The organism is Amycolatopsis japonica (assembly GCF_000732925.1).
Lineage (GTDB): Bacteria > Actinomycetota > Actinomycetes > Mycobacteriales > Pseudonocardiaceae > Amycolatopsis > Amycolatopsis japonica.
Genome location: NZ_CP008953.1, coordinates 5,936,730 through 5,963,021 on the forward strand (window position 1 = coordinate 5,936,730; position 26,292 = coordinate 5,963,021).

Genomic DNA, 26,292 nt, shown 5'->3' on the forward strand with positions numbered 1-26,292 from the left:
CCCGCGTTGAAGCGTGGCTACAGCGGCCTCCCGGAGCCTCTGTGTCGTCCACTCCACATCATGCTCAGGAAAGGTCGTCATGAACAGCTCCGGTTCTCCCAGAGCGGTACGGTTCGCCTCCGCGGTCATGGTCCTCGTGACCCTCGTCGCAGGCTTGCTCACGTTCGGCACGCGGAACGAGGCGAGTGCGGCGTCCACAGTGGGCGGCGTGATCACGCGCGCCGAGATCATCGCCCGTGCCAAGTACTGGTACGACCGGGGCGACACCTGGTACAGCCAGAACCAGGCGGACGCGATCTCCGACGGCACCGGCGGCAAGTACCGGCCCGACTGCTCCGGCCTCGTCGCGATGGCCTGGCATCTGCCCAAGAAGTCCGACGGCTGGGACCTCAACACCGGCGACTTCGAGTCCTACTCGCACAAGTCCTGGCTGCCGAGCCTGCACGATCTGCTGCCCGGTGACGCACTGCTCAAGAACGGTCACATCGAACTGTTCGAGAAGTGGGTCGACCCCAAGAACCACTCGGCGGGTGCCTGGGTCTACTCCGAGAACGACTACGGCCAGAAGACCAACCACAACACCAACTCCTGGTCGGAGATGACCACCTACCGCGGCATCCGCTACGACAAGGTCATCGAAAAGTCCCTCGACGGCGGGGACTTCGACGGCAACGGCGTCGGCGACATCTACGCCACCGGAACCGGCACGTTGACCATTTGGAACGGCAAAGGCAGCAACAACTTCGGCACCGCAGACCCCGTGGGTGGCGGCTGGGAAGGCTTCACCCGGCCCGCCGCCGGTGATTTCAACAAGGACGGCAAAACCGACCTCGCCGCGGTGAAGAACGGCACGCTCTACGTCTGGAACGGCAAGGGCGGCAACAAATTCGGCGCCGCCGACGCCGTCGGAAGCGGCTGGGAACCCTTCACCGCACCCGTCGCCGGAGACTTCAACAACGACGGCATCAGCGACCTCTCCGCGGTCAAAGAGGGGACGCTCTACATCTGGAACGGCAAAGGCAACAACCACTTCACCCCCGCCGACACCATCGGCGGCGGCTGGGAACCCTTCACCGCACCCATCGCGGGCGACTTCGACAACGACGGCAAAACCGACCTCGCCGCCGTCAAGGACGGCACCCTCCATATCTGGAACGGCAAGGGCGGCAACAAGTTCGGTGCCGTCGACGCTCTCGGCGGTGGCTGGGGCGACTACCAAGCGACCCTGATGTCCCTCGGCGACGTCGACAAGGACGGCCACTCCGACCTCGGCGCCATCAACAAGACCAGCGGCACCCTCTACCTGTGGAACGGCAAGGGCGGCAACAAATTCGGCCCGGCCGACGCCCTGGGTGGCGGCTGGCTCCCCCACTTCTGACCGGTTCCGTCCCCACCCCACGACCTAGGAGGGTCGACCAGTGTCGAAGAACTTCACCCGCCGTGTGACCACGGCAGCCCTGACCGTCTTCGCGATCACCGCCCTGTCCCCCGTCGCGCAGGCCGAAGAGGAACCGGCCGGCTTGGTGACCGCCGCCTACGCGACGGCCCCGTGCGACCGCTCGGGCACGACCAGCGGCGACGCCGCCCTGGCCACGCAGCTGAACGGCACCCTGACCGCGAAGATGCGGGGATACCTGACCGCGTACCGGATGTCGTGCGCCCGCATGGTCGTCGACGCCGTCCGCGATCGCGGGCTGAGCCAGAGAGCCGCGGCCATCGCCATCGCCACGGTGATCGTCGAGACGAGTCTCCAGAACATCAGCGAGGAGGTCGATCACGACAGCCTCGGCCTGTTCCAGCAACGCGCGTCCTGGGGCAGCGCGACGAACCGGCTCAACCCCGTCTGGGCCACCAACGCCTTCCTCGACAAGATGGTGCGGGTGTACCCGAACGGGTCCTGGAGCTCGGCGCCGATCGGCGAGGTGTGCCAGGCGGTGCAGGTCTCGGCCTACCCGGACCGCTACCAGACCGAAGCCGGTGACGCGCAGAAGATCGTCAGCGCGCTGTGGCAGCGCTCGACCACGGACGGCGGTGACTTCGACGGCAACGGCGTCGGCGACATCTACGCCACCGGAACCGGCACCCTGACCATCTGGAACGGCAAAGGCAGCAACAACTTCGGCACCGCAGACCCCGTGGGTGGCGGCTGGGAAGGCTTCACCCGGCCCGCCGCCGGTGATTTCAACAAGGACGGCAAAACCGACCTCGCCGCGGTGAAGAACGGCACGCTCTACGTCTGGAACGGCAAGGGCGGCAACAAATTCGGCGCCGCCGACGCCGTCGGAAGCGGCTGGGAACCCTTCACCGCACCCGTCGCCGGAGACTTCAACAACGACGGCATCAGCGACCTCTCCGCGGTCAAGGACGGCACGCTCTACATCTGGAACGGCAAGGGCAACAACCACTTCACCCCCGCCGACACCATCGGCGGCGGCTGGGAACCCTTCACCGCACCCATCGCGGGCGACTTCAACGACGACGGCAAAACCGATCTGGCGGCGGTGCGGGACGGCAACACGCTCTACATCTGGAACGGGAAGGGAAGCAACAAGTTCGGCGCCGCCGACGCCGTCGGAAGCGGCTGGGGTGACTACCACGCCACCCTCATGTCCCTCGGCGACGTCAACAAGGACGGCCACAGCGACATCGGCGCCATCAACAAGACCAGCGGCACGCTGTATCTGTGGAACGGCAAGGGCGGCAACAAGTTCGGTCCTGCCGACGCTCTCGGCGGCGGGTGGCTCCCGCACTTCTGAAACGGTCAGCGGAGGAACGGTTGGTACCGCCGCTGCTGGCGCAGCGATTCGATCTGCCGCGTGGTGTCGAGCGAGACACCGACCAGGAAGACGAGCACCACCTGCAGGGTCACCCCGGCGACGAACAGCGTCGCCGGGGTGACGCCCAGCAGTGCCAGACCGGCGACCGGGAGCAGCGCGACCACTCCCAGGCTGAACGCCCCGAAGGCGATGATCCGGCGGTTCACGTGATCGAGGTACTCGGCGGTCCAGTTCCCCGGCCGGATCCCGGGGACGAAACCGCCTACCCGCACCAGCTCGCCCGCCACCTTGTCCATGTCCTGTGCCACGGCCGCCCTGACGAAGGCGAAGAGACAGACGAGGACGAAGTAGACCGCGATCCACCAAGGACCTCCCAGACCGAAGGGAAGGACCCACAGCAGGACCGCGGCGAGCACGGCCGGGCTGTTCGCTTGGGGGAAGCGAAGGGGAATGTAGGACGGCGTCCCGCCGAACGCGCGCCTGCCGATCATCCGCTTCGCGTACTGCACCGGAACGCGGCGCTGCCCCTGCGCGACGACGATCGTGATCACGGTGACCGACAGCGTCACCACGGCCATGACCACGACGGCGGCCCAGGCCGTCTTTTCGTACAGGCGCAGGAACTCCGACGGCAGCACCGCCAGGACCTGCGCGAGCAGCAGGATCCGGACGCCGTCACCGAAACCCTGGTCGGTGATCAGCTCGGTCAGCCGAAGGACCACCGCGGTACCCGCGGTCAGGCACGCCACCGTCACGGCTCCGCCCAGAACGTCCTGGGCGCCGGACACGACCAAGCCGACGGCACCCAGCAGGCCGAGCACGACGACGAGCCGTCGCCGGTACCGCGTCAGCACCCGGGCGCCTGCTTCACCTTCCGCCCGGAGCGCCGCCAGCCGCGGGATCAGGACGATCAGTGCTCGCAGGACGAACGGGGCGACCAGGCAGGGAAGGACACCGAACCCGAACACCGTGGCAAGGCGACCGCCGGTGACAAGGTCGAGGATCCAACGCCACGACTGATCGCTCAGCGGCAGACGGGCCGGCTGGGGCGTTGGCAGGCTCTGGCCCAGCCGGAACACCACGATCACGCCCAGCGTGACCAGGATCCGGTGGCGGAGGGAGGTTCTGTCGTTCATCGTGGCTCACGTTAGGAACCACCGATGAAATTACGATGACACCGTTCGTCAGAGCAGCGGCGCCCTCGACAGGGCCTCCCTGAGCTTGCCGAGCACCTCGTCGGGCGTGCCCTCCGCGGTGCACCCGGCCGCCTGGCGATGTCCTCCGCCGCCCAGTTCCCCGGCCGCGGCCGACACGTCGACGCCACCCGCCGAACGGAGCGAGACCGTCCACCGCCGCTGTGGCCCGATCGGCTCGGCCTCCTTGAGCACCACCGCGACGCCGGCCTCGCGAGTGGACCGGACGACGTCGACGACGGCTTCGACCTCTTCGGCACGGACGGACCGCGCGACGTCGAGCGTCACGACCGCGTGCGCGAGGCCGAAGCCGCGAGCCTCGTCCGGTTCGAGCCGGGCGCCCGCGAGGACCTCCGAAAGCATCGGCAGCCACGCGAACGGGTGGTCGTCGACGATCTCGCGGACCACCTTGTCCGGGTCGACACCGGCTTCGAGCAGCTTCGCGGCCATCAGATGGGTGGAGGGCCGGGCCCGGCGGAACCCGCTCGTGTCCGTGACCAGCCCCGCGTACAGGCAGCGCGCGATCGGCTCGTCGATCGCGGTGCCGAGCTCCTCCAGCAACGCGAAGACGAGGACCGCGGTGGCTTCGGCGGTGTCGTCGACGACGTGGTGCGTGCCGTAGAAGACGTTGGACGCGTGGTGGTCGATCACCAGGACGTCGCCACCCGCCGCGCGGACCGTGTCCACCCGCGGCGCGAGTTTCCCGAGCCTGCCCGGCGTGGGCGTGTCGAGCGCGACCAGCAGCCGTTCGCTCTCCGGTAGCTCGCTCGCCGGGACGTAGAGCCCGCCGACGTCCAGGCTCCGCAGGGTTTCGGGCATCTCCTCGGGCTCGCCGACGGAGACGCGGACCTTGACGCCGCGCAGCTGAAGCGCCCGGCCCAGCGCCAGCGCGCTGCCGAGCGCGTCGGCGTCCGGGCGGACGTGGCCGAGCAGGGTCACGTCGGTGGCGCGCGCCAGGAGGGCGGCGGCTTCCTTCAGGTTCGGCACTGGAGTGGCTGTCACAATCAGTCAAGCTACGCTCTACCGGATGTCCGAGTACGCGATCCTGGTCTACCCGTCCGCCAACCGGGTCTACACCGACTCCACCCCGGCCCTCCTGCGCGCGGAGCTGGCGGTGTTCGGCCTGTCCGCTTTGGAGACCGAGATCTCCGAGATCGGCGAGACGGAACTCGGCGGCGTCGGCTACCTCACCTTCACCACGCCCGCCCCGCTGAGCGAACGCGATCTCGCGCTCCTGTCGAACCTTTCGGCGCTGTACGCGCTGTTCGAACTCGGCGACGGCGTCCTGAAGCCGGTGACGATCAGCCCGCTCGCGAACTTCGACTCGGATCTGCTGACCATCCAGAAGTACCCGGGCAAGACGAACGAGCTGTTCACCAAACTCCTCGTCAACGTCACGCTGCTGTCGAGGGCGGAGCCGGCCGCGATGCTGGACGAGCCGCTGCACCTGCTCGACCCGCTCTGCGGCCGCGGCACCACGCTGAACCAGGCGATGATGTACGGCTTCGACGCCACCGGGCTCGACGTCGACGGCAAGGATTTCGACGCCTACGAGATGTTCGTCAAGACCTGGCTGAAGCAGAAGCGGATCAAGCACAGCGCCGAATCCGGTCAGGTGCGCCGCAACAAGGTCCGGCTGGGCAGGCGGCTCGACATCGGCTTCGGGATCACCAAGGAGCGGTACAAGGCGGGCGAAGTGCGCCGGCTGACCTACCTCAACTGCGACACGCTCACCACCGACGAACTGCTGCGGCCGAACTCGGTGGACCTCATCGTCACCGACGCCCCGTACGGCGTGCAGCACGGCAGCCACCGCACCCAGGACGCGTCGCTCGCGCGCAGCCCACGCGATCTGCTCGCGGCCGCGGTCCCGGTGTGGACGCGGGTGCTGCGCCCGGGCGGCGCGCTCGGCATCTCGTGGAACACCAACGTCGCGCCGCGCGAGGAACTCGCCGCGATCCTGGACAAGGCGGGCCTGGAGGTCCGCGAGGACGGCCCGTACGCCGGCTTCGCCCATCGGGTGGACCAGGCGATCGTGCGAGACCTGATCGTCGCCGCGAAACCCCTCTAGCCCCCTCCCGCGTTTCGTCCTCTGAATGCGGTGGTCGGCATCGCGCACTACCTCCGTGGCCTGTCGCGAAAGGTCGCGCTCACCAACGCCATGAAAGGTCCTTTCCTGGCAAATTTTGCAAGGAAAGGACCTTTCATGGCACGAGGTGTCGCCTGCCCCGCCCGCATTTCGTCCTCTGAATGCGGTGGTTGGCATCGCGCACTACCGCATTCAGAGGACTAAACGCGGGGTCAGGCGATGCGGTCCCCCACGAACTTCAGCACGTCGGGCATGATCTCGCGCCAATAGTCGTCGTTGTGCGCGCCTGGGGTCATCTTCGCGACGGCGGGGTCCAGTGCCTTGATGAGTTTGCGGTCGGCGCGGGCGAAGGGATCCGAATTCCCGCACCACACGCCGGTCACTTCGGCGGAAAGGTCGCCGGTGTGCAGCAGCGGCTCATGCGATTCCCACTGCGCGCGATCCTCGAAGACCTTGCGGGACTTGGCATCGGGCCAGCTCACGAACAGCGCCGCGCTGGCGACGGCGACGGCCTTGAGGTTCTTGTGGTCGCGGGCGTAGCGCAGTGCGCCGAATCCGCCCATCGAGATCCCGAACATCGCCGACGGCGGCCGCAGCTGGCGCTGGGCGAGCCAGCCGGGCAGCTCGTCGGACAGCATCCGCTGCGGGTCGTCGTCCTTGCCGACGTCCACCCAGTAGTTGTCCCCGTCGACGGCGGCCACCGCGAAACCGGGCAGCCCGGACGCGACGGCCCGGTTCAGCGCGTCCTGCACGCCCAGGTTCAGGAACGTCCGGGCGTCCGCGCCGCGCCCGTGCAGGGCGACGCAGACCGGCATCCCGACCCGGGACACGCCGTCCGGCGCGATGATGACGAGGTTGACGTCGCGGTTCCGCGCCGCCGACCGCATCTTCTGCACCGTGACCGCTTCGGTGAGCGGCGTCGGCGTGGTCGGTGGGGCCACCGGCGGCGGCCCCACCAGGGGTGGTTTCTCGGCGCCGCAAGCGGAAATCAGCGCCGAGCCGCCGAGAGCCGCGGCTCCCAGCAGGAGACCACGCCGGCTCACGGCGTGGTCCGGTCCCTCAGCGACGGGTCTCCTCGTCGGCGAACTCATCGTCTTCGGCCTCTTCCCGCGGCGGCTTGTACGGGTCGGCTTCGCCGGCGTGCTGCGCACCAGTGGCCCGCCGGGCGACCTCGGCATCCGCTTCCCGCGCCTTCGCGAGAAGGTCTTCGATGCGCTTGGCGTCCTCAGGAATACTGTCGGCCACGAAGGCCAGCGTCGGAGTGTAGCGGACTCCGGTGCCCTGACCGACCTTCGTGCGCAGGACGCCACGGGCGGATTCGAGCGCCGCGGCGGCACCGGCGTGGTCGGGCGTGGACTCCAGGTTTTCGCCGAGCACCGTGTAGTAGACCGTGGCGTCGTGCAGATCCGCCGTGATCTTCGTGTCGGTGATCGTCACGTGGTTGAGCCGCGGATCCTTGATGTCGTGCTCGATCGCGTGCGCGACGATCTGTGAGATCCGCTTGGCGAGCTTACGAGCCCGAGCGGGGTCGGCCATGGGATTTCGTCTCCTCGAAAGATCTTCTTTAGTCATCCGGGCCGAGCAGCCGGCGATGGCTGGAGAGCAGTTCGAACTCCGGCCTCCCGGCCACGAGGCGCTCACACGAGTCGAGCACGTCACGAACGTGCTCGCCACTCGCCGCGACCACGGCCACACCGATCAGCGCGCGCCGGTGCAGGTCTTGATGGCCCGCTTCGGCGACGGAGACGTCGAAACGCCTGCGCACCTCGGCCAGCACCGGTTTGATCACGGATCGCTTCTGCTTGAGCGAATGGACGTCGCCCAGCAGGATGTCGAGCTCAAGAGCTCCTACGAACATGTGGGGTTCTGGGTTGTTTCGAAGTGAAGCGGCGCTCCCCCGCCCAGATGCGGAGGAGCGCCGCCCGTGTCACTTACGCACGCGGCTTTTCGCGCTGCTCGTAGGTCTCGATGATGTCGCCGACCTTGAGGTCGCTGTACGACCCCAGCGTCAGACCACACTCGTACCCGTCGCGAACCTCGACCACGTCGTCCTTGAACCGCCGCAGCGAGCTGATCGGCAGGTTCTCGGCGATGACGGTCGCGTCGCGGAGCAGACGGGCCCGCGCGTTGCGGCGGATCTCGCCCGAGACGACGAGACAACCGGCGATGGTGCCGATCTTCGACGACTTGAAGACGTCGCGGATCTCCGCCTTGCCGAGCTCGACCTCTTCGTACTCCGGCTTGAGCATGCCCTTCAGAGCCTGCTCGATCTCCTCGATCGCCTGGTAGATGACCGTGTAGTACCGGACGTCGACGCCTTCGCGGGTGGCCCGCTCGGTCGCCTTGCCCTGCGCACGGACGTTGAAGCCCAGGACGATCGCGTCGGACGCGGTCGCCAGGTCGATGTCGGACTCGGTGACGCCACCGACACCGCGGTGCACGACGTTGAGTTCGACGTCGTCGCCGACCTCGAGCTGCACCAGCGAGGCTTCGAGCGCCTCGACGGTACCGGAGTTGTCACCCTTGATGATCAGGTTGAGGCTGTTCGTCTCCTTCAAGGCGGAGTCGAGGTCCTCGAGGCTGACCCGCTTGCGACGCGACGCGTTGAGGGCGTTGCGCGTCCGGGCGGAGCGGCGCTCGGCGATCTGCCGGGCGACGCGGTCCTCGTCGACCACCAGGAAGGTGTCGCCCGCACCCGGCACCGAGGTGAACCCGATGACCTGGACGGGACGCGACGGGTACGCCTCGGTGACGTCGACGTTGTGCTCGTCGACCATCCGGCGGACGCGGCCGTAGGCGTCACCCGCCACGACCGAGTCACCGACGCGCAGCGTGCCTCGCTGGACCAGCACCGTGGCCACCGGGCCGCGGCCGCGGTCGAGGTGGGCCTCGATCGCGACACCCTGGGCCTCCATGTCCGGGTTGGCCCGGAGGTCCAGCGCGGCGTCGGCGGTCAGCAGGATCGCCTCGAGCAGGCCGTCGATGTTGATGTTCTGCCGCGCGGAGATCTCGACGAACATCGTGTCGCCGCCGTACTCCTCGGCGACCAGGCCGTACTCGGTCAGCTGCTGCCGGATCTTGTCCGGGTTCGCGCCTTCCTTGTCGATCTTGTTGATCGCGACCACGATCGGCGCCTTGGCGGCCTGCGCGTGGTTGATCGCCTCGACCGTCTGCGGCATCACACCGTCGTCGGCCGCCACCACGATCACCGCGATGTCGGTCGAGTTGGCACCACGGGCACGCATGGCGGTGAACGCCTCGTGACCCGGGGTGTCGATGAAGGTGATCAGACGCGGGTTGCCTTCGAGCTCGGTCTCGATCTGGTAGGCGCCGATGTGCTGGGTGATGCCACCGGCTTCACCTTCGCGCACCTTCGTCTTGCGGATCGTGTCGAGCAGGCGGGTCTTACCGTGGTCGACGTGACCCATGATGGTCACGACCGGCGGACGGACCTGCAGATCCTCTTCCTCACCCGCGTCTTCGCCGTAGGTGATGTCGAAGGTCTCCAGCAGCTCCCGGTCCTCTTCCTCGGGACTGACGACCTGAACGTTGTAGTTCATTTCGCCGCCGAGCAGTTCCAGGATGTCGTCGGACACCGACTGCGTCGCGGTGACCATCTCGCCGAGGTGGAAGAGCACCTGCACCAGCGAAGCCGGGTTGGCGTCGATCTTCTCGGCGAAGTCGGTCAGCGAGGCACCACGCGGCAGGCGGATCGTCTCGCCCTGCCCCTTGGGCAGACGGACACCACCGACGCTGGGCGCCTGCATGTTGTCCATGTACTCCTGGCGCTTCTGCCGCTTCGACTTGCGGCCCTTGCGCGAGGGACCACCGGGACGCCCGAAGGCACCCGCGGTACCACCACGGCCACCGGGGCCGCCACGACCGCCGCCGCCACGGAAACCGCCGCCACCGGCCGGGGCACCGCCGCCGCCACCGGGGCCACCGCCACCGGGACGGAAACCGCCGCCACCGCCGCCGGGACGGAAACCGCCACCGCCGCCGCCACCACCGGGACCGCCGCGGAAGCCTCCGCCGCCGCCACCGGGACCGCCACGAGCGCCGCCGCCGGGGCCACCACGGGCTCCGCCACCGGGGCCACCACGGCCGCCACCGGGACCACCGGCCGGACGGGCCGGGCGGCCCGGCATCATGCCGGGGTTCGGGCGCGGGGGCATGTTGCCCGGGCTCGGCCGGTTACCGCCGGGCGCGCCGCCACCGGGACGGGGAGCCGGACGGTCGCCGCCCTGGCCACCACCGGGACGCGGCGGACGGTTGTCGCCGCCCTGCTGGCCGCCACCGGGACGGGGGCCGGACGGACGCGGGGCCGGGGAACCGGAACCCACACCGAACGGGTTGTTGCCGACGCGCGGGGTGCGCGGGCCGGGCTTCGGACCGCCGGGCTTGGGGCCCTGCGGCTTGGGCGGCACGACCGAACCCTGCGACGGCGTCTGGGACGCGGGCGGGGTGGCCGGTGCCGCCGGGGTCTCCTTCTTCGGCTCGGCCGGAGCGGCCTTCGCCGCCGGAGCGACCTCTTCCTTCGGCGCCGGCGGCCGGGGGCCGGGGCGCGGGCCCGGGCGGGCTCCCGGGGTGGAAGGCCGGGACGGCTGCTGGGCCGGAGCCGGAGCCGACGGGGCCTGGGCGGACGCCGCGGGGGCGGCCGGAGCCTCGGTCTTCGCCGCGGGCGCGGGCTGAGCGGGCTTCGCGGCCGGAGCCGGGGCAGCGGGCTTCGCCGGCGGGCGCGGGCCGGGAGTCGGGACGGGCTTCTTGCTCTGGCCGTCCTTGGACGAATAAGCGTCACGAAGACGCCGGGCCACGGGTGCCTCGACGGTCGACGACGCGGACTTCACGAACTCGCCCTGGTCCTTCAACTTGGCGAGAACTTCCTTGCTGGTGATGCCGAGCTCTTTCGCGAGCTCATGTACTCGGGCCTTGCCTGGCACAGCTCTCCTCATCTGGGGAGGCCGGCGGCAGACCCGCAGACCTCGTCCTATTGTCGCGCGTTCATTGATTCAGCTTCACGGCTGACTCATGACGGGTCGACCTGCTTCCTGATTCCATCCGGCACCGGGGATGTCCCGGCGCCCTTTAGCCTTCGGCGTGCCGCTCCAGGCGTTCGTGGACACCCTGGGCGTCGAGCGACCCCGGAACACGAAGTGCTCGGGGGAACGCCCTGCGCCGCTCGGCCTTGGCCAGACAGTCCGGCACGGGGTGCAACCAGGCACCCCGGCCCGGCAGCCGCCGACGTTCGTCGACGACCAACCGACCGTCCGCCGCGACCACTCGCAGCAACTCGCCGATCAAGGCCCGCTTACGGCAACCCACACAGGTGCGAACCGGGGCTTCCCGGTCATGCTGGAGGTCGGTTCCCGGCCGCGGGCTCTGAACCACTCGTAAGTCTAGCGCTTCGACCTTCACTCAGCCGAACCGGTTGCCGCGGCGGGCCGCGGCTGCCCGGCGTGTGCTTCGTCACCCTGCTCAGGGGCGGCGTCGCTGCGGATGTCGATCCGCCAGCCGGTGAGCCGGGCGGCGAGGCGGGCGTTCTGCCCCTCCTTGCCGATCGCGAGCGAAAGCTGGAAGTCCGGCACGACGACGCGAGCGGTCTTGGCCCGCTCGTCGACGACCTTCACCGACACAACCTTCGCGGGCGACAGCGCATTCCCGACGAACTTCGCCGGGTCTTCGGAGAAGTCGATGATGTCGATCTTCTCGCCCGCCAGTTCGCTCATCACGTTGCGCACACGCGCGCCGACCGGGCCGATGCAGGCACCCTTGGCGTTGACGCCGGGCACCGTCGAGCGGACCGCGATCTTGGTCCGGTGTCCCGGTTCCCGCGCGACGGCGGCGATCTCGACCGTGCCGTCGGCGATCTCGGGGACCTCGAGGGCGAACAGCTTGTGCACCAGCTTCGGGTGCGAACGCGACAGCGTGATCTGCGGGCCGCGGTTGCCGCGCGAGACGGTGACGACGTAGGCCTTGATCCGGTCGCCGTGCTCGTAGGTCTCGCCGGGCACCTGCTCGATCGCGGGCAGCACGCCTTCGATGTCGCCGACCTGGATGACGACCATGCCGCGGGCGTTGGCGCGGGCGTCGCGCTGCACCACGCCTGCGACGAGCTCGTTCTCCTTGGCGGAGAACTCGCCGAAGGTCTTCTCGTGCTCGGCGTCGCGAAGACGCTGCAGGATGACCTGCCGCGCGGTGGTCGCGGCGATCCGCCCGAAGCCTTCGGGGGTGTCGTCCCATTCCTCGTCGGTCTGGCCGTCCGGGGTGAGGGTGTGCGCGAGGACGCGCACCAGCCCGCTCTTGCGATCGATGTCGATCCTGGCGTGCGGCTGGTGGCCCTCGGTGTGCTTGTACGCGGTGAGCAGCGCGGTTTCGATCGCTTCGATCACCGTCTCGAAGGGGATGTCCTTGTCCCGTTCGATCGCGCGCAGCGCGGCGATGTCGACGTTCACTTCGGCTCCTCCTTCGGCTCCGTGGTGGCGGCGTTCAGGGCCGACGCATCGGTTTCCAACAGTTTCAGGTCCTCGGCAGGTGGTTGCTTGAACTCGATCTCGATGACCGCCTTGGTCACCGAGGCGTAAGAGACGTCCCGGATCTCGCCGTCCACGAGCACGCGCGCGGATTTCTCCCCCGCGTGCCCGACCCGGCCGATGAACGCCGCGCCTTCGGCCGGGGTGACCTTGACGAGACGGAACTTCGCGCGCCGCCAGTGCCGCTGCACGGTCAGCGGCCGGTCCAGGCCCGGCGAAGTGACTTCGAGCGTGTACGCGCTCGCGATCACGTGCTCGTTCTCGTCGAGCGCGGCGGAGACCGCGCGGCTGACGCCCGCCACTTCGTCCAGCCCGACGCCGTCGTCCCCGTCGACGACGACCTTGACCAGCTGACGGCGGCCTGCCTGCTGGACCTCGAAGGAATCGAGGTCGAAACCCGCGGCCTTGACGGCTTCGGCCACGATGGGCTCCAGCCTGCTGGCGAGGTCGTTGGGCACGGTGGAGCGCTCCTGTTCGGCTGTGGGCGACCCGGCGGCGTGGATCCGGGTTCGGTAGTGGACCAGCTTATCCGGTCACCCCCGCGTGACGCGCGAGCGGCGGCCCCGCGCGGGGTACTGGCAGGATGGGGCGGCGTGACCGGAAGATCGACAGAGCCGAGCCGTCGCACTTTCCTGCGGATGGGGGCGCTGGCCGCGCTGGCCGTGCCGCTGGCGTCCGCCTGCTCCCCCGGCTTCGACGAAACCCCCGACCCGCTGGGCCCGCTGCTGCGCGCGGCGGAGACCGACGCGGCCGGTGCGAAGGCGCTGGGCGCCGAGGGCGAAGCGGTCGCCACCGCGCGGGCCGCGCACGCGGCGGCGCTCAAGACCGAGGTGGACCGGCTCAACCGCCCGAAGCCGGACCAGCCGGGTCCGGCGGCGACACCGCCGCCGTCGTCGCTGGACGGCCTCAAGGAACGGCTCGCCGTGGCCCGTAAACAGGCCGAAGGTCTCGTGCCCACGCTGCCTCGCTACCGCGCCGGGATGGTCGCCTCGATCGCGGCGGGCTGCGCGGCGCTGCAACAGAGTTCGGAGAAGCTCGGCCGCGGCGACGACGCCGGAGCCGTCGAGGTGCCCGCCGGGGTCCAGCTCGGCGGTGAGGCGGCGGAGGCCGTCCAGCAGGCGTTGGCCGCCGAACACGCGGCGATCTGGGTGTACGGGCTGGTCAGCGCGTACCTGCCCGCGGCGTTCAGCGGCGCGGTGTCGCGGGGTACGGCCGAGCACGTCAAACGCCGCGACGTCTGCGAACGCATGCTTTCCGCGGCGGGACAGACGCCCACCGGGCCGGAGGCCGCGTACGTGCCGCCGAGGCCGGTGACCGAGGCGAACTCGGCGATGGAGCTGGTGGCGACCGCCGAATCGGACGCGTCCGCGGCCTGGCTCGGCGTGCTCGACCGCACCGATGACGCCGCCTTGCGGACGACCGCGCTGAACGCGCTGATCGGGTCTGCGCGGCGGGGTACCGCCTGGCGGGCCGAGTTCGGCGCGAAACCGGTGGCGATCGCGATGCCGGGCCAGTCGGCCTGAGGCTCTTCGCGTCCCTTCAAACGCTAGGAAAGGACCGTTCCTTGCAAAATTTGCAAGGAACGGTCCTTTCCTAGCATCCAGAGGCGGGGATCCCGGTCAGCGGCGCAGGTCGCCCGAGAGCCGCAGGGCGTCGGTCGCGATCCGCTCCAGCACCGGCTTGTCCTTCTGCTTGTCGTAGAAGCCGGCCAGCACGATGGCCACCTCGGGCCCGGTGACGTGGGAGTCGTAGGCCGCGTCCTGGCCCGAGATCTTCGGGGCGCCCTGCGCCTTGAAGGTCCCGTCGCGCACCAGGTCGGACACGTTGCCCGTGCCGTCCTTGTCGGTCAGCGCCTTGAGCTGGGTCGCGGTGACCTCGCCGGGCATGGTGACCAGGACGACCGACACCAGCGCCTTCTTCCCGCCGGTCTCGGTCGTGTACAGCGCCCGCGACAGGCGCGTGCACGGCGTGTCGGTGAAGAACTTCTTGGTGTCGCCGTAGGCCTTGCTCGCGCAGTCGGTGGTGACCTGCGGGCCTTCGACCAGCGTGTACTGGAACTGGCCGGTCTTCGACGGCGGGTCCGCGACCGGCGTCGGCTCCGGCTCGTGGCGGATCAGCCACCAGAGCAGGGCCGAGACGACCGCGATGGCGACCAGCCCGCCGCCCTTGAGCGCCAGGGCCTTGGTGTCCCTCGGCGGCTTCGGCGCCGACGGCGGCCCGCCCGGCCCTGCCGGTCGCACCGGCTGAAGCCGGGCCGTTTCCGTCGGTCCCGGGGTAAATTGCGCACCAACCACGGGAACATACGGTAGTTCACGCGCTCCCGGCGGTTCACCTGAACGTGCTTATCACCCGTTCCACGTCGTCAGCCGTGTTGTAGAGATGGAAGCCGAATCGCTGCCTTCCGGCCCGGGTACCGGCCACGATGCCCGCTTCCGCCACCCGGCGGGCGTCGGCGTCGAGCGAGACGATCGCACTCCCCTGACCGGGTGAGCCGATCGCTTCGAGGAGTGAGTCGGCGAGGCCCACGCAGTGCGCGCGGACGGCTTCGAGATCCAAGGACGCGAGGTAGTCGAGAGAGGCGGCGGCGCCGACGAACGCGAGCCAGGCCGGGGACAGGTCGAGCGACCGGGCGCCCTCCGCCAGGCGCAGCGGGAGCCCGTAGACGGTCTGCCAGCGGTCTTCGCCCGCGTACCAGTTCGCGGCGACCGGCACGGCCCGCTCCAGCACCCGCGGATGCACGGCCAGCCAGGCCGCCCCGCGCGGCGCGAGCAGCCATTTGTAGCCCGCGGCGACCACCCAGTCGGCCCAGCCGAGGTCCAGCGGCCGCCATCCGGCGGCCTGGGTGGCGTCGAGCAGGACCGCCGCACCCGCCGCCTCGGCCGCGGCCCGGAGCGCGGCTAGGTCGACCTGGGCGCCGTCCGCCGACTGGACGACGCTGACCGCGACGAGGTCGTGCCCTTCGACGCGCTCGGTCAACTCGGCCAGCGGGACTTCGGTGACCTTCACCCCGCGGTGCGCTTGAGCTGCGAAGGGGAAGGTGACGCTCGTGAAGTCGTTCTCGGCGACCAGGACGCTGGCGCCGTCGGGCAGGCCGGCGGCCACGTTCGCGATCAGCTGTGAGACGGACGCCCCGATCGCGACCCGCTCCGCGGGGACGCCGATCAGCGCGCCGAAGCCCGCCCTGGTCCGCGCGACGGGCTCGTCGAAGTCGGTCGGGCGGGCCTCGCCGCGCCGCCACCGTTCGACCGCCTCCGCCACCGCGTCGGCCACGTGCGACGGTGGGATACCGATGCTGGGCGTGTTCAGATAACCGGGCGGGACGGCGAATTGGCCACTTCCCATAACAGAGTCCATGGCCCCTACCTGCGCTTTCATCGAACTTCGCCCATCCTTGGTCGGAGCGCTTCCCCCGACACCCACTGACCGGCCTTGGCGCCCCCGCGCCCCTTATTGATCATGAACTCGACCCAGCCGACCCAGTGGCCCGTGGTCGTCATCTGCCACATTGAAAGCCGACCCTCCACGACCTCGCCGAGGTCCAGTCCGTCCGGGACGGACGCCCGTGGGGGCCCCAACGGATACGCGCGGGAGAGGTCGACCCAGACCGGCCGAGGAGGCCGGAAGCCCCGGAAAATCTTCTCGTTGGGCGGGCCGACAGAGGTGTGGAGATCGAACATAGGTTCGAGGGTAACCCGGCCATGTCGCCTCGGGTACCCTGGAGGCGCACGGGCCACGGAAACTGTCGCCAGCGCAACACGGGCCTCTCGGTGAAGCCCCTCTGGGCGAGACTGAGCACAGCCGGGCCCGTGTCCTTGCGCGTGGAGGTGGGCTGATGGCGGAGACGTTCGGAGCCGTACTACGGCGACTTCGGACCGAGAAAGTGATCTCACAGCGCCGGTTCGCGAAGCGGGTGCCCATCTCGCAAGCAACGCTCTCCCGCTGGGAGGCCGGTCTGAAGATGCCGGAAGAGCGCGTTGCCGCCCGTCTGGACGAGCTGCTAGACGCGGGCGGCGAGCTCTTAGCGCTCTGGTCCCCGATTGATCTCCACCCGCTCGACGGCGACCAGCGATCGCGTGTCGAGTACAGCATCCGCAATCCCGGCAAGATCGACCAGCGGGCCATCGACGCCTTCGCCGACAGCTTGGCCGCACAGCGGCGGCTCGACGACGTCCTTGGGCCGCTCCCTCTGCTCGCCGCATCACGGGCACAGGCAGACATGGTCAAGTCCGTCCTGAAGCAGGTCGAGGGCCCACACCGCCGCGCACTGGCCGGGGTCGCGAGCGAGCATGTGCAATTCGCCGGCTGGCTTTTCGCGGAAGCCCGCCACGATGGCAGGGCGATGCAGTTGCTCACCGAGGCGGAGAGCATCGCCGACGAGGCTGCGGACGGCACGCTCGCCGCACAAGCGGCCAACTTCAAGGGCTACATAGCCCGTCAGCAAAACAACCCCCGGGCGATGGTCCGTGGGTTCTTGGCGGCCTACCACACCCCCGGCGCGCACGTCTCCCAGCAGATCGGGGACGCGATCCAGGCCGCCCAGGGCTATGCACGGATCAACGAGCGGGACGCCGCGCTGCGGCTGCTCGATACCGCCGACGGGTTGATCGACGACTCGGGGCGTGTGGCGCCCCCGGCTACCGCCTACTGGCTGAGCCCAACGTTCCACCGACTCAATTCCGGGCTGGCCCACCTCGCCCTTGGAGATCACTCCGTCGCCGTTGACCATCTCCGGACCGGACTGGACAACCTGCCCGAGGATCAGCAAGCCGCCGAGTGGACGATCGAGTACCGGGAAGGTCTCCGCCAAGCGGACGCCCTTAACTGATTCATAGATGTGAATCACTTCTGAATCAGCCAACCCCTTCACCTGCGCTTATGCGGTCACGATGATCTGTACGTGACCTCGCAGGGGTAGCGGAGCGACTGCCTGAGATTGGCGCCCAATCCCCTGCATCGCAGGGTCCCGCTATCGGGAAGGTGTCGTCTTGATCTGGGTAGCAGTCTTGGCCGTGCTCTTCGTCGTGGCGCTTGTGCTGTCGGCATTCGTCGTTGGCGTGGCGCTCCAGAGGCTCGCCGAGTGGAAACACGACAAGTCGAGGGAGCGGCGAACGGAGCCGTGGGCAGAGATGAGGGAAAGGGTATGTCGATAGCCGACGAACAGACGTCACGCCTCCTGCGGGGGAGGGGATGAGCCATGATCGCTGAGCAACACAGGCCGTCACTCGACGACCTCTTGAACGAGATGCGGGCCCGCCGCTGGACGGTGCACACCTTCGGCCCCGAGAACGCCCCGGAACTCGTCTGTGCAGCGATTCACTGGGGGGACCGTTGTTCGGATGTCCTGATCTTGCGGAGCGAGAATCAAGCGACCGCATTTCGATCGGTCAGGGTGGGGGTTCGGGAAGACCTCTTCGCACCCAATCAGGTCTTGTGGCAGTACCACGGGCGCCCAGAATGGACTGTTCGGGCCGTCCTGACGATTCCGGCCCCTGGGGACCACGGCGCCCCGAGTGGCCTCGAAACGGCCCATCCGCTGTGCCGCGTCCCCGTCGAGCTACGCCAGAGGGCTACTGTCCGTCAAGCGGGCCTGGTCCAGTCGCCTAGTTGGGCAATTCGCTAAGACTCCCGGCCGGCGAGCCCAGCCCCTCGTGGGCACGGCGGCCGGGCTAGGGCAGCGTCTATCGAGCCCCTTCCTTCTTGGTAGGCGCTGCCTCTCCATCCCCACCGGTCAAATTGGAATCAATCCGAGGAGATCGTTTTGCGTAACACCCTGTCCAAAATCCTTCGGCGCGTCATTCTGTCCATCGATCCGAACTGCGATTGGTGCGGCGGAAGTGGTACGTGGACGGACCCGAAGGGCGTGGGCTGGCCGTGCATCAAGTGCAACAGGTAACCCCATCGAGAGGAGAGCAGTGATGGCAAAGAACAAGGACTCCGGCCGCGAAATGGTTGTCTGCCGGAGGTGTAACGGCAACGGATTCATCAAGGTCCCCCGGGCCCAGACCGACAGTAAGGGGAAGGTCACCACCGTGCAGAACGATGAGCCGTGTGGAGACTGCGGGGCTTCCGGCCGCATCGAGGGGTAGCATGGCCTCTATGACAGCTCCGAAGATGCGGACCGTGTGCCATCGGTGCAGGCCGATGAGCAACCACCGTACCGAGGACGAAGACGGTGTGATCCAGGTCCACCAGATCCCCGATACAGGGGACGGTCGGCTGTACCGGGAACTCCCCTTCCCGGCCCGGGGCGTGGTTCTGATCCAGTCCAGCGAGTGCCCGGACTGCCATGGCACAGGCTGGTTGGACGGCTTCGTAACGCCAGGCTGAGACAGCCCTGGAACGCAAAAAAGGCCCCCTCCCCCGGTCCGAGGACCAGGAGAGGGGGCTCTTTTGTGTATCAGGCGGTGCCGCCTCGAATCGCCTTGACGACGTAGACGGGGATGGCGAATACGGCCCAGACGACGAACACCGGCACCGCGATGGCGGCGACGCACATCCAGAACATGAACATGACGAGGCCCTTCACGAGGGCCGCGAACAGACTCATGAGAACCCCTCTCGGCTTAACCTTGGGGTATCGGCCGGCGGGCAATGCACGTTACGCGATCAGAAGGCGCCCTCAGCGACCTGGAGGCAGGTCAGCCCGAGATCCCTCCACATCCTGACGACCTTGTCCCGGTCGTCGAGCACGGCCCGGACGAAGTACCTGTCTCGGATCTCCTTGTCGAAGATCTCCCGCTTCACGACTCGATCGTCCCGGCCGTCGCCGTCGGCCCTCATGTGCAGTACGAAGCCCTCGGGCAGCTCGATGTGCTCGTCGATCCAGTCCTCGGTCGCCGGACGAGCGACCTCGTTCCGGGCCGAGACGAACACGATCCGGTAGCCGGCCTTCGCCAGACTCTCGACGACGTGGATCACCGCCCACTTGGGCGAGTCTTCGCCAACTCGGGTCATGTCGTACGGAGACCGGTCGTGCATCTGCGCCACCGTGCCGTCCACGTCGACCAGGACGGCCCACGGGCGCGTTGGGTCCCCGTCGTACCGATCCGCCGTTGGCGCCTCGTCCGGCAGCTCGGGCATCGGGAGCGGGTAGCCCCTGCCCTTGATGAACCTCCGGTGTAGATCCCGGATTCGATCCTCGCCCACTGAGTGCGTTCGGTCAGGGTTCGCGTCCTGGACGATCGCCAGTTCCACGGAGTGGTCGGTGAGGTCGTAGACGGCCACCTCGGCGCCCTGCTGGCGCGCGATCTGGAGCAGCCGCCGGACGTACCGGTCTCGGAGGTTCATGTCGTCCACGTACACGTGGTCCCCCACGCTCAGGGCGTGGGTGATGAGGTGCACCTGGAGCTGGGTGATCTGGTCCTCGATCACCCTGTCTCCGGGTTGTCCCTCGGTGCCGTACAGCGCGCGGAAGTGGTCTCGGCCGGCGAGCACGCCGCCGTAGCGCTTCCGCAGGCGACGGGCACGGGTCGTCTTCCCGACGCCCGGCAGGCCACGAAGAATGTGCAGAGTTCCGGGCATCAGCTACCTCCTGTAGCAGAGAGAAGGAAGGGAGGGGGTTCGGTCTCCTCCAGGAGACCCAGCCGCGCCCAACCCTGGAGCTGGGCCGCCGAATGACTGGAACGGCTCCATTTCCCGGTCGCGGTGTCGATGAAGAACACTTCGCCAGAGCGGACGGCCCAGTGGCCCGTACCGCCGTCGATGGCACGGTAGTGCTTGGTCACTTGCCCCCCTTGGGCTTGATGTTCTGCCAGATGACCTTCTGGGCGCGGGAGTAGTTGCGGTCTAGGAATGCGAACAGCGCGGCCTTGAGCCACGCCGGTTTGTCCTTAATGGACAGGGCAAACTCCTTGCGCTTCCCTGTAAGACCCGCCTCTTCGAGCGCGGAGTAGACCGACTCAACCACGTGGTCGTGTTCGAACCACGCCCAGAACAGCTCCTCCGCAACGTCTTTCACCCACGGGTGGAACTCGTCCGGCAGGGACTCCAGGAGCATGTCCGGGTCGCCATACTCCGACATGTGCTCCCAGACCACGACCTTGCTCAGACCGGTAACGATCTTGTGGAGTGCGATGTAGTCGTCCTGCTTCAGCTTCACTCGCGCATCACTATCGAGGAAGTGGACGACCATGCCCTCTTTCCCGGGTCGCGGCGGGGCCGCGAGAGCGTCCCTAAACCGCTTGTACGGCGCCTGCGTCACCGTAGGCCCCGGCCATCCGTAGTCACGGCCGCCGCCGGCCGAATACGTGATCCCGGTTTCGATGTCGACGACGCCGAGCAGCACGAGATCGTCCATCCCGCCGTAGTCCACGACGATCCGGTTCTCTGGGTAGATGATCTCGTACAGGTAGGTCTTGCCCGGCTCTGGCGAGAACCGCCAGGCGTAGTCCCGTTCGAACACCGCTGTAGCGTGGAGCGCCTGCTCACTCTCGAAGGAGCCTCGCGTGGAGATCGCGTGACGCCCGTTGCCGAGCGGGTAGAGAATACCGAGGGAGCCGTCCAGCTTGTCTGTCACGATGACCATCTCGTCCTCGCGCCAGCGGCGGTGTTTTGCGGGCTCCTGCCCGTGGTTGAAGAACTTCGGGAACGGACGGGCGACGACTTCCAGGGTCTCCCGGTCGAAGATGACACCACGGAACGTCTTCGTCGCTCGGGTCCAGATGTTGTTCACCTGGGCCTTGTCGGTGTAGTTCAGGATCGACAGCGGATGGGACGGGTGGTCCCGCTGGACTACCAGGCGGTCCCTCACGGCCTCTAGGGCTTCGTCCTCCGGAACCAGGTCGAAAAGGTGCAGCACAAGGTCTCCTCTCGTTGTGCGGGCACAAAAAAAGGGGGGCCGTCCGATGTGGACGACCCCCCGTACAGCGGGGTGTAGCTACTACCAGCGACCCGCCAGGCGACCCTTGACGTACTCGGCGGCCTTCAGGTTGAACACCACGGCCGCAGCGTGGTCCTCGTCGGTCTCGCCGTTGAACCACTGCATGAAGTGCCGGAAAGCCGACGACCGCGCCCGGTCGAGCGCGGCCTGGTCGGAGAACTTCTCCCAGTTCCGGTCCTCGTACTTCTCGGCTCCTCGGCCCATGAGGGCCGCCACGCGGGTGAGTAGCTGATCCTCGTACGGGACCCTCACTGGGAGCAGGAGGTCGAAGCGGGGCTTCCCAGTCTCCGAGTCCCGCTGCCCGCCGCCCTCGAACTCGCTTCGCTCCCCGGAGTCCTTGGTGGTGAACGAACTTGCTGTCACGTACTCCTCCTCGGTGATCTCGAAGTACGGACCTGGCACGCAGGGTGGCCACGCCTCGTGAAGGCTCGGGTCGGCAAGCCCTAGCCCTATGTGCCACCGCTTGCCGGTCCACGTCAGCGGCCAGCCATCGGCCGCTCGCATCTGGATTCGCTCTCCGAACGGGGGCTCAGCCTCGTCCGTGAAGTTCCTCAATCGTCCCCCTGGAGCGTCACGACAAGTTCGTTGTCGGCACGGCGAAGGACGCTTGCTGCGTCACTCAGGGCCGCCAGGGTTCGGTGTCCGGCACTCTGGAGCCGGCCGATTTCCTCGCGGGCCACGCCGAGATCCCTTTCCAGATCTCGGTTCAGGTCGGCCAAACCGTCGATGGTCGTCTCCAGGTCGGCGATCGTGGCCGCCTGTTGCGCAGACTGGGCCGACACTGCCGCGACAGCGGCGACGGACGCCGCGTACCTGCCCTCTACTGATTCCAGTTCTCGGTACAGCTCGTCGTAAGTCGGTTCGTCGGACATTCCCTCTCCTCTCACCACAGCCCAGCCGCCGCGATTTCCTTGTCGGCACGGGCGATCAGTTCCAAGTCCGGCTTCGCGTCGTCGGTCTTCATGTACTCGTGGCCCCAGCTCTTTCCGGTCACCGTTGGGTCGGTGCCGATGAACACGGGCCCCATCTGTTCCGACATCAGGTCTCCGACACGTCGCACACCCCACTCCGCCTTCTTCGCCGGGAACGAGCCCACGACCTCGTCATGAACGGGTAGGCGCAGATACGGGGTGAAACCGGCCCTGTGGAGCTTCACAAGGCCGCGACAGGTGACGTCCCGACTGGAGGACTGGATGTCGTAGTTCAGGGCTGCGTAAGCCCGATGAGCGTCCACAGGAAGTCGACGCCCGGTCATCGTCGTGATGTACCCGTTTCGTCTGGCCTCCTGCGCCAGTTCTTTCGAGTAGACCTTCACTTTTGGATAGGCCGAGTCGAATCCTTCGACTACTCGGGTGGCGGTTTCCCTGTCGAGTCCGGTCTGGTCCATGACGACGTCTACGCCGCCGCCGTAGACCCGGCCGAAGTTCACGACCTTGGCGTAGCCGCGCTCCTTGTGCGCCTTGGTGATGTGGGCGCCGAAGGCAGCTCGGGCGGTGAGGATGTGGAGGTCTGATCCCTCGTCGTCGTCCGGCAAGTTGAAGGCCCGGATCATCGTCGGGTCTCCGGACCTCGCGGCTAGGACGCGTAGCTCCTGCGCCTTGTAGTCGATCGATCCGATGAGGTGCCCGGGGTCGGCAACGAAGCAGCGCCGGATCATCCAGTCCTTGGACGGCAGTGTCTGGGCCGGGATGCCCGTGATACTCATTCGTGCCGTGCGGGCACGGAGCGAGTTGATTGAAGCGTGGCACCGGTCATTCTCGTCCACTGTGGACAAGAAGGTGTCAACCCACGTCGTGCGCCATTTCCTCGCTTTTTTGGCCTCGACTACCGCAGTCGCGAACTCGTCACCTTCCTTGACGAGCCTGTTCAACAGGTTCTTGTCGACCTGCCGCTTACCCTTCGGCGTGCGTCCGGTGATCCTCACGCCCCGGGACTCCAGAACGTCGGCCACCTGCTCAGTCGAGTTGACGTTCTCGCACCCGAGCTTGGCGGCCCGGCGGGAGTACTTCTCCTCCTCCTCGTGGAATCTCTCGGACAGCCGCTTCGTGTACTCCACGTCCAGCAGGAAGCCGGTTCGCTCCATGTAGGAGCAGATCTCCGCTACCTCGTGCTCAAACGGGAGAAGGTTCCGCGCAGACACGGGCACGAGCGGGAGCACCTTCTTAGCCAGCCGCGCGGCGAGGATCGTGTCCATGCCGCCGTATAGCTGGTAAGTCGGATTGTCGATGTCGACTCGTCGCCAGACCTCGTCCTTCTTGCACTTCATTTCCTTGGCGAGGCGAGCCATCGACCCCTTGACCTCGTCGGCCACCACGCGGTCGATGTAGTGAGCCGTCAGCTCTTCGAGCTTGTGCCCGATCCCACCCTCTTCCCTACCCCTGGGATCAACCAGGTGAGCCGGGATCTTGGTGTCTGTCGTCTTACGCCACAGGACTTCCATCGGGATGCCGAGCTTCCGCTCGGACACCTGTAGGTCAAAGCCCCCGTTCTGGACGTACAGCTTCTCCAGGCCGAGCAGAGCCCGGCGGACGTCCTCCTTGAACTGCCCGCCGAACTCCACCGGGACCGTGAACGCCTCGACTGGCGTTCCGAACTGAGCCAGCCGGAGGCCGAAGTCCCGGCCGTAGATGTTGAGCCCAGTCGTTTCCGTGTCGAACGCCAGCCCCCGCAGGTTCCGCCGCACGAAGTCCCGGAACTGGTCCAGGTCGAGTTCGTTCTCGACGGATCGAATCGTCACCTGCTCGCCCGCGACTTGGTGGCGGTGTACCCGCACCGCGTCTCCTTTCGCTTAGCGCCAGTACTCCCCGCGCACGATCCGGCTCACGGTGGCTGGGTTGATGTCGAATGCGTCTGCGATGTCCCTCTGCTTCCACCCATCCGCGCGGAGATCCCGGATACGGGCCACCTCCCGGGGCGACAGCTTCTTGTCGTTGCGGAGTCCCGCCCGCAGCTCCTCGTTCTCCGTGCGGAGACGGGAGATCTCCTCCTCTAGCCGCAAGTACGCGGCTCGGAAGTCGGCCAGGGCATCGCTCACACTGCGTCCTCGACGTCGTAGTAGAGGATGCTGGCCAGTGGGATCACTGACTTCTCACCAGGTCCTGTGTGGACGGTCAGCGCGGTGATTCCCTCTTCGAGCACCACGTCTTCGCGCTCGATACTGGTGTCGTTCTTGAAGAAGATTTCGATGTTGGTCATCAGATGTGCGGCTCCAGGATCTCTTCGAGCTGCGCGTGTAGCGTGCGCGCGGCATCCAGGGTCAGCAGCGAAATGGTGTGGCTGGCCTGTTTCCCTTCGGACCAGCCGGTTTGGATCGCGACCGCGTCGAAGCCCTCCCAGTCGTAGACCAGCTCGGCTTCGGCTTCGGGACAGACGACCCCGTTTCGGACCTTGCGCCCCACCTGTCCTCCTCTCACGGTGAAGGCGGGGCCCCGGAGGACCCCACCCGACTGTCCGTCGTACAAAGTCAGCGCAGGAAAACGGCCTTGCACTGATCCGGGGTGCCCTTCGGGGTCGGGCAGAAGAAGCCCTTCCAGGTCTTCTGCTTCGCCTCGGAGAAGCCGGAGCGGAAGACCATCTCGCCGTGCTTGCAGTACTCCTGCTTGGTGCCCGCCGGGGGGCCGTCTGCGCCGTCGGGCTTGCCGGCCTGGCGGCTCTGCCCGCCGCCCTGGGACTGCTGGCGCTGCTGCGGCGCACCCGAAGCGCCCGCACCGCCGGAGCCGCCCGTGAAGAAGTTCGCGGCGGACTGGGTGACCTTGAGCAGATCCTTGATTTTCTCGTGCCGGAGCTGTCCCAGCGCGTCGTCGATGTCGGACGCGTGGATCACAACCCACGGCTTGTCGTACTCCTTGCCGCCCTTCAAGGTCACGACGACTTTGCCGTCGCCGCCGACCACAACCGGCGGGGTGGCCGGCTTCTCGGCCTTCGACTCTTCCCACGGGCCAGCAGTGGTCTCCGGGGCCGGGGCGTTCTGGGTCTCGTCGTCGGCGAAGGGGTCAACGTAGTTGGACAATGCGATGCCTCTCTGTTGATTTTCTGTTGCTAGCTAACGGATTTGTCAGCGCTCGAATAGTGCCTGCTGGTATTCGTAGTCGTCGAGGTCTTCGACGTCGCGTACTCGTTCCTCGTCGCCCCACGGAGTGAGGCCGTACGGGATCTCCAACTGGTCACCCACTGCTATTCCTCGTTTCGGTCCATGTGCTCGGGATTCAGCGCCCTACTGCCGCCCCCGTTTCCTGAGTAGTCGCCCCGGGAGACACGCTGCGCTTGATCGTTGGTGAACGCCGTCCGACTTCCCGGCCCCTCCACGTACGCGATACGCCGTCCTATGTGCACGCTGTTCATGCACTCGGCGAGAGCATCTACAGCACGGTGCAGCACGCGACGGTCGACGTTTTCCTTGAACCGGTATCGGAGTACGACCACTTCGGCATAGCGCGCGTGTCGCTTGCGGAGCATCGCCATGCCCTCGTCCAGATCGGCTTCCTCGGCGCTGGTCCGCTCCCGAATCTTGAGGAGCGCGTCCAGATCGAGGATCTTCCGGACGTCGTTGGTCGAGTACCGGTAGTTTCCGGTGAAGTGGTCGTAGTCGATGCGTTCCTGTGCCGCGATCTGGGTGCCGATCCGGTACAGCGTCACGCCTCTGGCCGCGTCGTCGAAGTCGGCCAGCTTCTCGGCTGTGTCCTTGGTCAGCAGATGCAGGACGATCTCCTGCTCGACGTCTTCTGCCGTCGTGACCGCCGACCACTCCCGGCCGACGCGTTTAGCAGCGCGCCGGATGTCGGGCAGGATCTCTTCGAGCGCGCCCAACGCGCCTCCTTCCACTAGT

At 67.7% G+C, this 26,292-nt stretch carries 27 protein-coding genes; 5 read left to right on the forward strand and 22 right to left on the reverse strand.

What is annotated here, in order from left to right:
- Nucleotides 1-127 precede the first annotated feature (127 nt).
- Both AJAP_RS42575 and AJAP_RS44135 read left to right on the forward strand, forming a co-directional pair.
- On the forward strand, nt 128-1,378 hold the full coding sequence (locus AJAP_RS42575) for an FG-GAP repeat domain-containing protein (protein WP_158509804.1): 1,251 nt from the start codon (nt 128-130) through the stop codon (nt 1,376-1,378).
- 64 nt (nt 1,379-1,442) lie between these two features.
- The gene (locus AJAP_RS44135; protein WP_228694593.1) at nt 1,443-2,756 is read left to right on the forward strand and encodes an FG-GAP repeat domain-containing protein; all 1,314 of its coding nucleotides are present in this window, start codon (nt 1,443-1,445) and stop codon (nt 2,754-2,756) included.
- Between the two features lie 5 nt (nt 2,757-2,761).
- Here AJAP_RS44135 and AJAP_RS27415 read toward each other — a convergent pair whose 3' ends face one another.
- A complete protein-coding gene (locus AJAP_RS27415; RefSeq protein WP_038516592.1) occupies nt 2,762-3,913 on the reverse strand; it encodes a preprotein translocase subunit SecY in 1,152 nt (383 codons plus the stop codon).
- A gap of 48 nt (nt 3,914-3,961) precedes the next feature.
- A complete protein-coding gene (locus AJAP_RS27420) occupies nt 3,962-4,957 on the reverse strand; it encodes a DHH family phosphoesterase (RefSeq protein WP_084098357.1) in 996 nt (331 codons plus the stop codon).
- A gap of 40 nt (nt 4,958-4,997) precedes the next feature.
- Between AJAP_RS27420 and AJAP_RS27425 the strand changes: the two genes are divergently transcribed.
- Nucleotides 4,998-6,041 (forward strand): TRM11 family SAM-dependent methyltransferase, encoded by a 1,044-nt coding sequence (locus AJAP_RS27425; RefSeq protein WP_038516598.1) that lies wholly within the window; start codon nt 4,998-5,000, stop codon nt 6,039-6,041.
- A gap of 230 nt (nt 6,042-6,271) precedes the next feature.
- Here the strand turns inward: AJAP_RS27425 and AJAP_RS27430 are convergent, their stop codons facing one another.
- From AJAP_RS27430 to rimP, 7 genes are all read right to left on the reverse strand, one after another.
- The gene (locus AJAP_RS27430) at nt 6,272-7,102 is read right to left on the reverse strand and encodes an alpha/beta hydrolase (RefSeq protein ID WP_038516602.1); all 831 of its coding nucleotides are present in this window, start codon (nt 7,100-7,102) and stop codon (nt 6,272-6,274) included.
- Between the two features lie 16 nt (nt 7,103-7,118).
- Nucleotides 7,119-7,595 carry a 30S ribosome-binding factor RbfA gene (gene rbfA, locus AJAP_RS27435; RefSeq protein WP_007029396.1) on the reverse strand — a complete coding sequence of 159 codons (477 nt, stop codon included), beginning with the start codon at nt 7,593-7,595 and terminating at the stop codon, nt 7,119-7,121.
- A gap of 28 nt (nt 7,596-7,623) precedes the next feature.
- Complete coding sequence (locus tag AJAP_RS27440) at nt 7,624-7,917, reverse strand: DUF503 domain-containing protein (protein WP_016332602.1); 294 nt, start codon at nt 7,915-7,917, stop codon at nt 7,624-7,626.
- 73 nt (nt 7,918-7,990) lie between these two features.
- Nucleotides 7,991-10,999 carry a translation initiation factor IF-2 gene (gene infB, locus AJAP_RS27445; RefSeq protein ID WP_038516604.1) on the reverse strand — a complete coding sequence of 1,003 codons (3,009 nt, stop codon included), beginning with the start codon at nt 10,997-10,999 and terminating at the stop codon, nt 7,991-7,993.
- A 145-nt stretch (nt 11,000-11,144) separates the two neighbouring features.
- A complete protein-coding gene (locus AJAP_RS27450; RefSeq protein WP_051972600.1) occupies nt 11,145-11,447 on the reverse strand; it encodes a YlxR family protein in 303 nt (100 codons plus the stop codon).
- A 23-nt stretch (nt 11,448-11,470) separates the two neighbouring features.
- Entirely contained in the window at nt 11,471-12,511 is a 1,041-nt protein-coding gene (nusA, locus tag AJAP_RS27455; protein ID WP_038516608.1) for a transcription termination factor NusA, read from the reverse strand.
- The gene (gene rimP / locus AJAP_RS27460; protein WP_037343048.1) at nt 12,508-13,047 is read right to left on the reverse strand and encodes a ribosome maturation factor RimP; all 540 of its coding nucleotides are present in this window, start codon (nt 13,045-13,047) and stop codon (nt 12,508-12,510) included. The genes nusA and rimP overlap by 4 nt, the downstream gene beginning before the upstream one ends.
- Before the next feature lie 135 nt (nt 13,048-13,182).
- Between rimP and AJAP_RS27465 the strand changes: the two genes are divergently transcribed.
- Nucleotides 13,183-14,112, forward strand: coding sequence for a ferritin-like domain-containing protein (locus tag AJAP_RS27465; RefSeq protein WP_038516611.1), 930 nt, complete (start codon nt 13,183-13,185; stop codon nt 14,110-14,112).
- 96 nt (nt 14,113-14,208) lie between these two features.
- Here the strand turns inward: AJAP_RS27465 and AJAP_RS27470 are convergent, their stop codons facing one another.
- Both AJAP_RS27470 and AJAP_RS27475 read right to left on the reverse strand, forming a co-directional pair.
- Nucleotides 14,209-14,829, reverse strand: a complete 621-nt coding sequence (locus tag AJAP_RS27470; RefSeq protein ID WP_038516614.1) for a hypothetical protein — start codon at nt 14,827-14,829, stop codon at nt 14,209-14,211.
- Nucleotides 14,830-14,917: 88 nt separating this feature from the next.
- Complete coding sequence (locus AJAP_RS27475) at nt 14,918-15,931, reverse strand: aminotransferase class V-fold PLP-dependent enzyme (RefSeq protein ID WP_148311576.1); 1,014 nt, start codon at nt 15,929-15,931, stop codon at nt 14,918-14,920.
- A 490-nt stretch (nt 15,932-16,421) separates the two neighbouring features.
- Between AJAP_RS27475 and AJAP_RS27485 the strand changes: the two genes are divergently transcribed.
- Complete coding sequence (locus AJAP_RS27485; RefSeq protein WP_051972601.1) at nt 16,422-17,414, forward strand: helix-turn-helix domain-containing protein; 993 nt, start codon at nt 16,422-16,424, stop codon at nt 17,412-17,414.
- A gap of 1,572 nt (nt 17,415-18,986) precedes the next feature.
- On the opposite strand, the gene AJAP_RS44140 is transcribed toward AJAP_RS27485, so the two are convergent.
- From AJAP_RS44140 to AJAP_RS27540, 11 genes are all read right to left on the reverse strand, one after another.
- Complete coding sequence (locus tag AJAP_RS44140; RefSeq protein WP_158509805.1) at nt 18,987-19,136, reverse strand: hypothetical protein; 150 nt, start codon at nt 19,134-19,136, stop codon at nt 18,987-18,989.
- A gap of 59 nt (nt 19,137-19,195) precedes the next feature.
- Nucleotides 19,196-20,110 carry a phosphatase domain-containing protein gene (locus tag AJAP_RS27500; RefSeq protein WP_038516629.1) on the reverse strand — a complete coding sequence of 305 codons (915 nt, stop codon included), beginning with the start codon at nt 20,108-20,110 and terminating at the stop codon, nt 19,196-19,198.
- 199 nt (nt 20,111-20,309) lie between these two features.
- Complete coding sequence (locus AJAP_RS27505; RefSeq protein ID WP_051972602.1) at nt 20,310-21,386, reverse strand: RNA ligase; 1,077 nt, start codon at nt 21,384-21,386, stop codon at nt 20,310-20,312.
- An 81-nt stretch (nt 21,387-21,467) separates the two neighbouring features.
- A complete protein-coding gene (locus tag AJAP_RS27510) occupies nt 21,468-22,022 on the reverse strand; it encodes a dATP/dGTP diphosphohydrolase domain-containing protein (RefSeq protein ID WP_051972603.1) in 555 nt (184 codons plus the stop codon).
- Nucleotides 22,019-22,339 (reverse strand): hypothetical protein, encoded by a 321-nt coding sequence (locus AJAP_RS27515; protein ID WP_038516632.1) that lies wholly within the window; start codon nt 22,337-22,339, stop codon nt 22,019-22,021. Before AJAP_RS27515 ends, AJAP_RS27510 begins: the two co-directional genes overlap by 4 nt.
- Before the next feature lie 11 nt (nt 22,340-22,350).
- A complete protein-coding gene (locus tag AJAP_RS27520; protein ID WP_063777817.1) occupies nt 22,351-24,240 on the reverse strand; it encodes a DNA polymerase in 1,890 nt (629 codons plus the stop codon).
- 15 nt (nt 24,241-24,255) lie between these two features.
- The gene (locus AJAP_RS27525) at nt 24,256-24,501 is read right to left on the reverse strand and encodes a helix-turn-helix domain-containing protein (protein ID WP_038516635.1); all 246 of its coding nucleotides are present in this window, start codon (nt 24,499-24,501) and stop codon (nt 24,256-24,258) included.
- Nucleotides 24,498-24,662, reverse strand: a complete 165-nt coding sequence (locus AJAP_RS44145) for a hypothetical protein (protein WP_158509806.1) — start codon at nt 24,660-24,662, stop codon at nt 24,498-24,500. The genes AJAP_RS27525 and AJAP_RS44145 overlap by 4 nt, the downstream gene beginning before the upstream one ends.
- A complete protein-coding gene (locus AJAP_RS27530) occupies nt 24,662-24,865 on the reverse strand; it encodes a hypothetical protein (protein ID WP_038516638.1) in 204 nt (67 codons plus the stop codon). Before AJAP_RS27530 ends, AJAP_RS44145 begins: the two co-directional genes overlap by 1 nt.
- A gap of 65 nt (nt 24,866-24,930) precedes the next feature.
- The gene (locus AJAP_RS27535) at nt 24,931-25,476 is read right to left on the reverse strand and encodes a hypothetical protein (protein ID WP_051972604.1); all 546 of its coding nucleotides are present in this window, start codon (nt 25,474-25,476) and stop codon (nt 24,931-24,933) included.
- A gap of 164 nt (nt 25,477-25,640) precedes the next feature.
- A complete protein-coding gene (locus tag AJAP_RS27540; protein ID WP_038516641.1) occupies nt 25,641-26,273 on the reverse strand; it encodes a hypothetical protein in 633 nt (210 codons plus the stop codon).
- Nucleotides 26,274-26,292 lie beyond the last annotated feature (19 nt).

Excerpts from the sequence above, each read along its gene's own strand:
- AJAP_RS42575 (WP_158509804.1), top strand. The coding sequence starts at position 128 with ATGGTCCTCGTGACCCTCGTCGCAGGCTTGCTCACGTTCGGCACGCGG.
- AJAP_RS27415 (WP_038516592.1), bottom strand. The coding sequence starts at position 3,913 with ATGAACGACAGAACCTCCCTCCGCCACCGGATCCTGGTCACGCTGGGC.
- AJAP_RS27425 (WP_038516598.1), top strand. The coding sequence starts at position 4,998 with ATGTCCGAGTACGCGATCCTGGTCTACCCGTCCGCCAACCGGGTCTAC.
- rbfA (WP_007029396.1), bottom strand. The coding sequence starts at position 7,595 with ATGGCCGACCCCGCTCGGGCTCGTAAGCTCGCCAAGCGGATCTCACAG.
- AJAP_RS27440 (WP_016332602.1), bottom strand. The coding sequence starts at position 7,917 with ATGTTCGTAGGAGCTCTTGAGCTCGACATCCTGCTGGGCGACGTCCAT.
- AJAP_RS27475 (WP_148311576.1), bottom strand. The coding sequence starts at position 15,931 with ATGGGAAGTGGCCAATTCGCCGTCCCGCCCGGTTATCTGAACACGCCC.
- AJAP_RS27485 (WP_051972601.1), top strand. The coding sequence starts at position 16,422 with ATGGCGGAGACGTTCGGAGCCGTACTACGGCGACTTCGGACCGAGAAA.
- AJAP_RS44140 (WP_158509805.1), bottom strand. The coding sequence starts at position 19,136 with ATGAGTCTGTTCGCGGCCCTCGTGAAGGGCCTCGTCATGTTCATGTTC.
- AJAP_RS27500 (WP_038516629.1), bottom strand. The coding sequence starts at position 20,110 with ATGCCCGGAACTCTGCACATTCTTCGTGGCCTGCCGGGCGTCGGGAAG.
- AJAP_RS27515 (WP_038516632.1), bottom strand. The coding sequence starts at position 22,339 with ATGTCCGACGAACCGACTTACGACGAGCTGTACCGAGAACTGGAATCA.
- AJAP_RS44145 (WP_158509806.1), bottom strand. The coding sequence starts at position 24,662 with ATGACCAACATCGAAATCTTCTTCAAGAACGACACCAGTATCGAGCGC.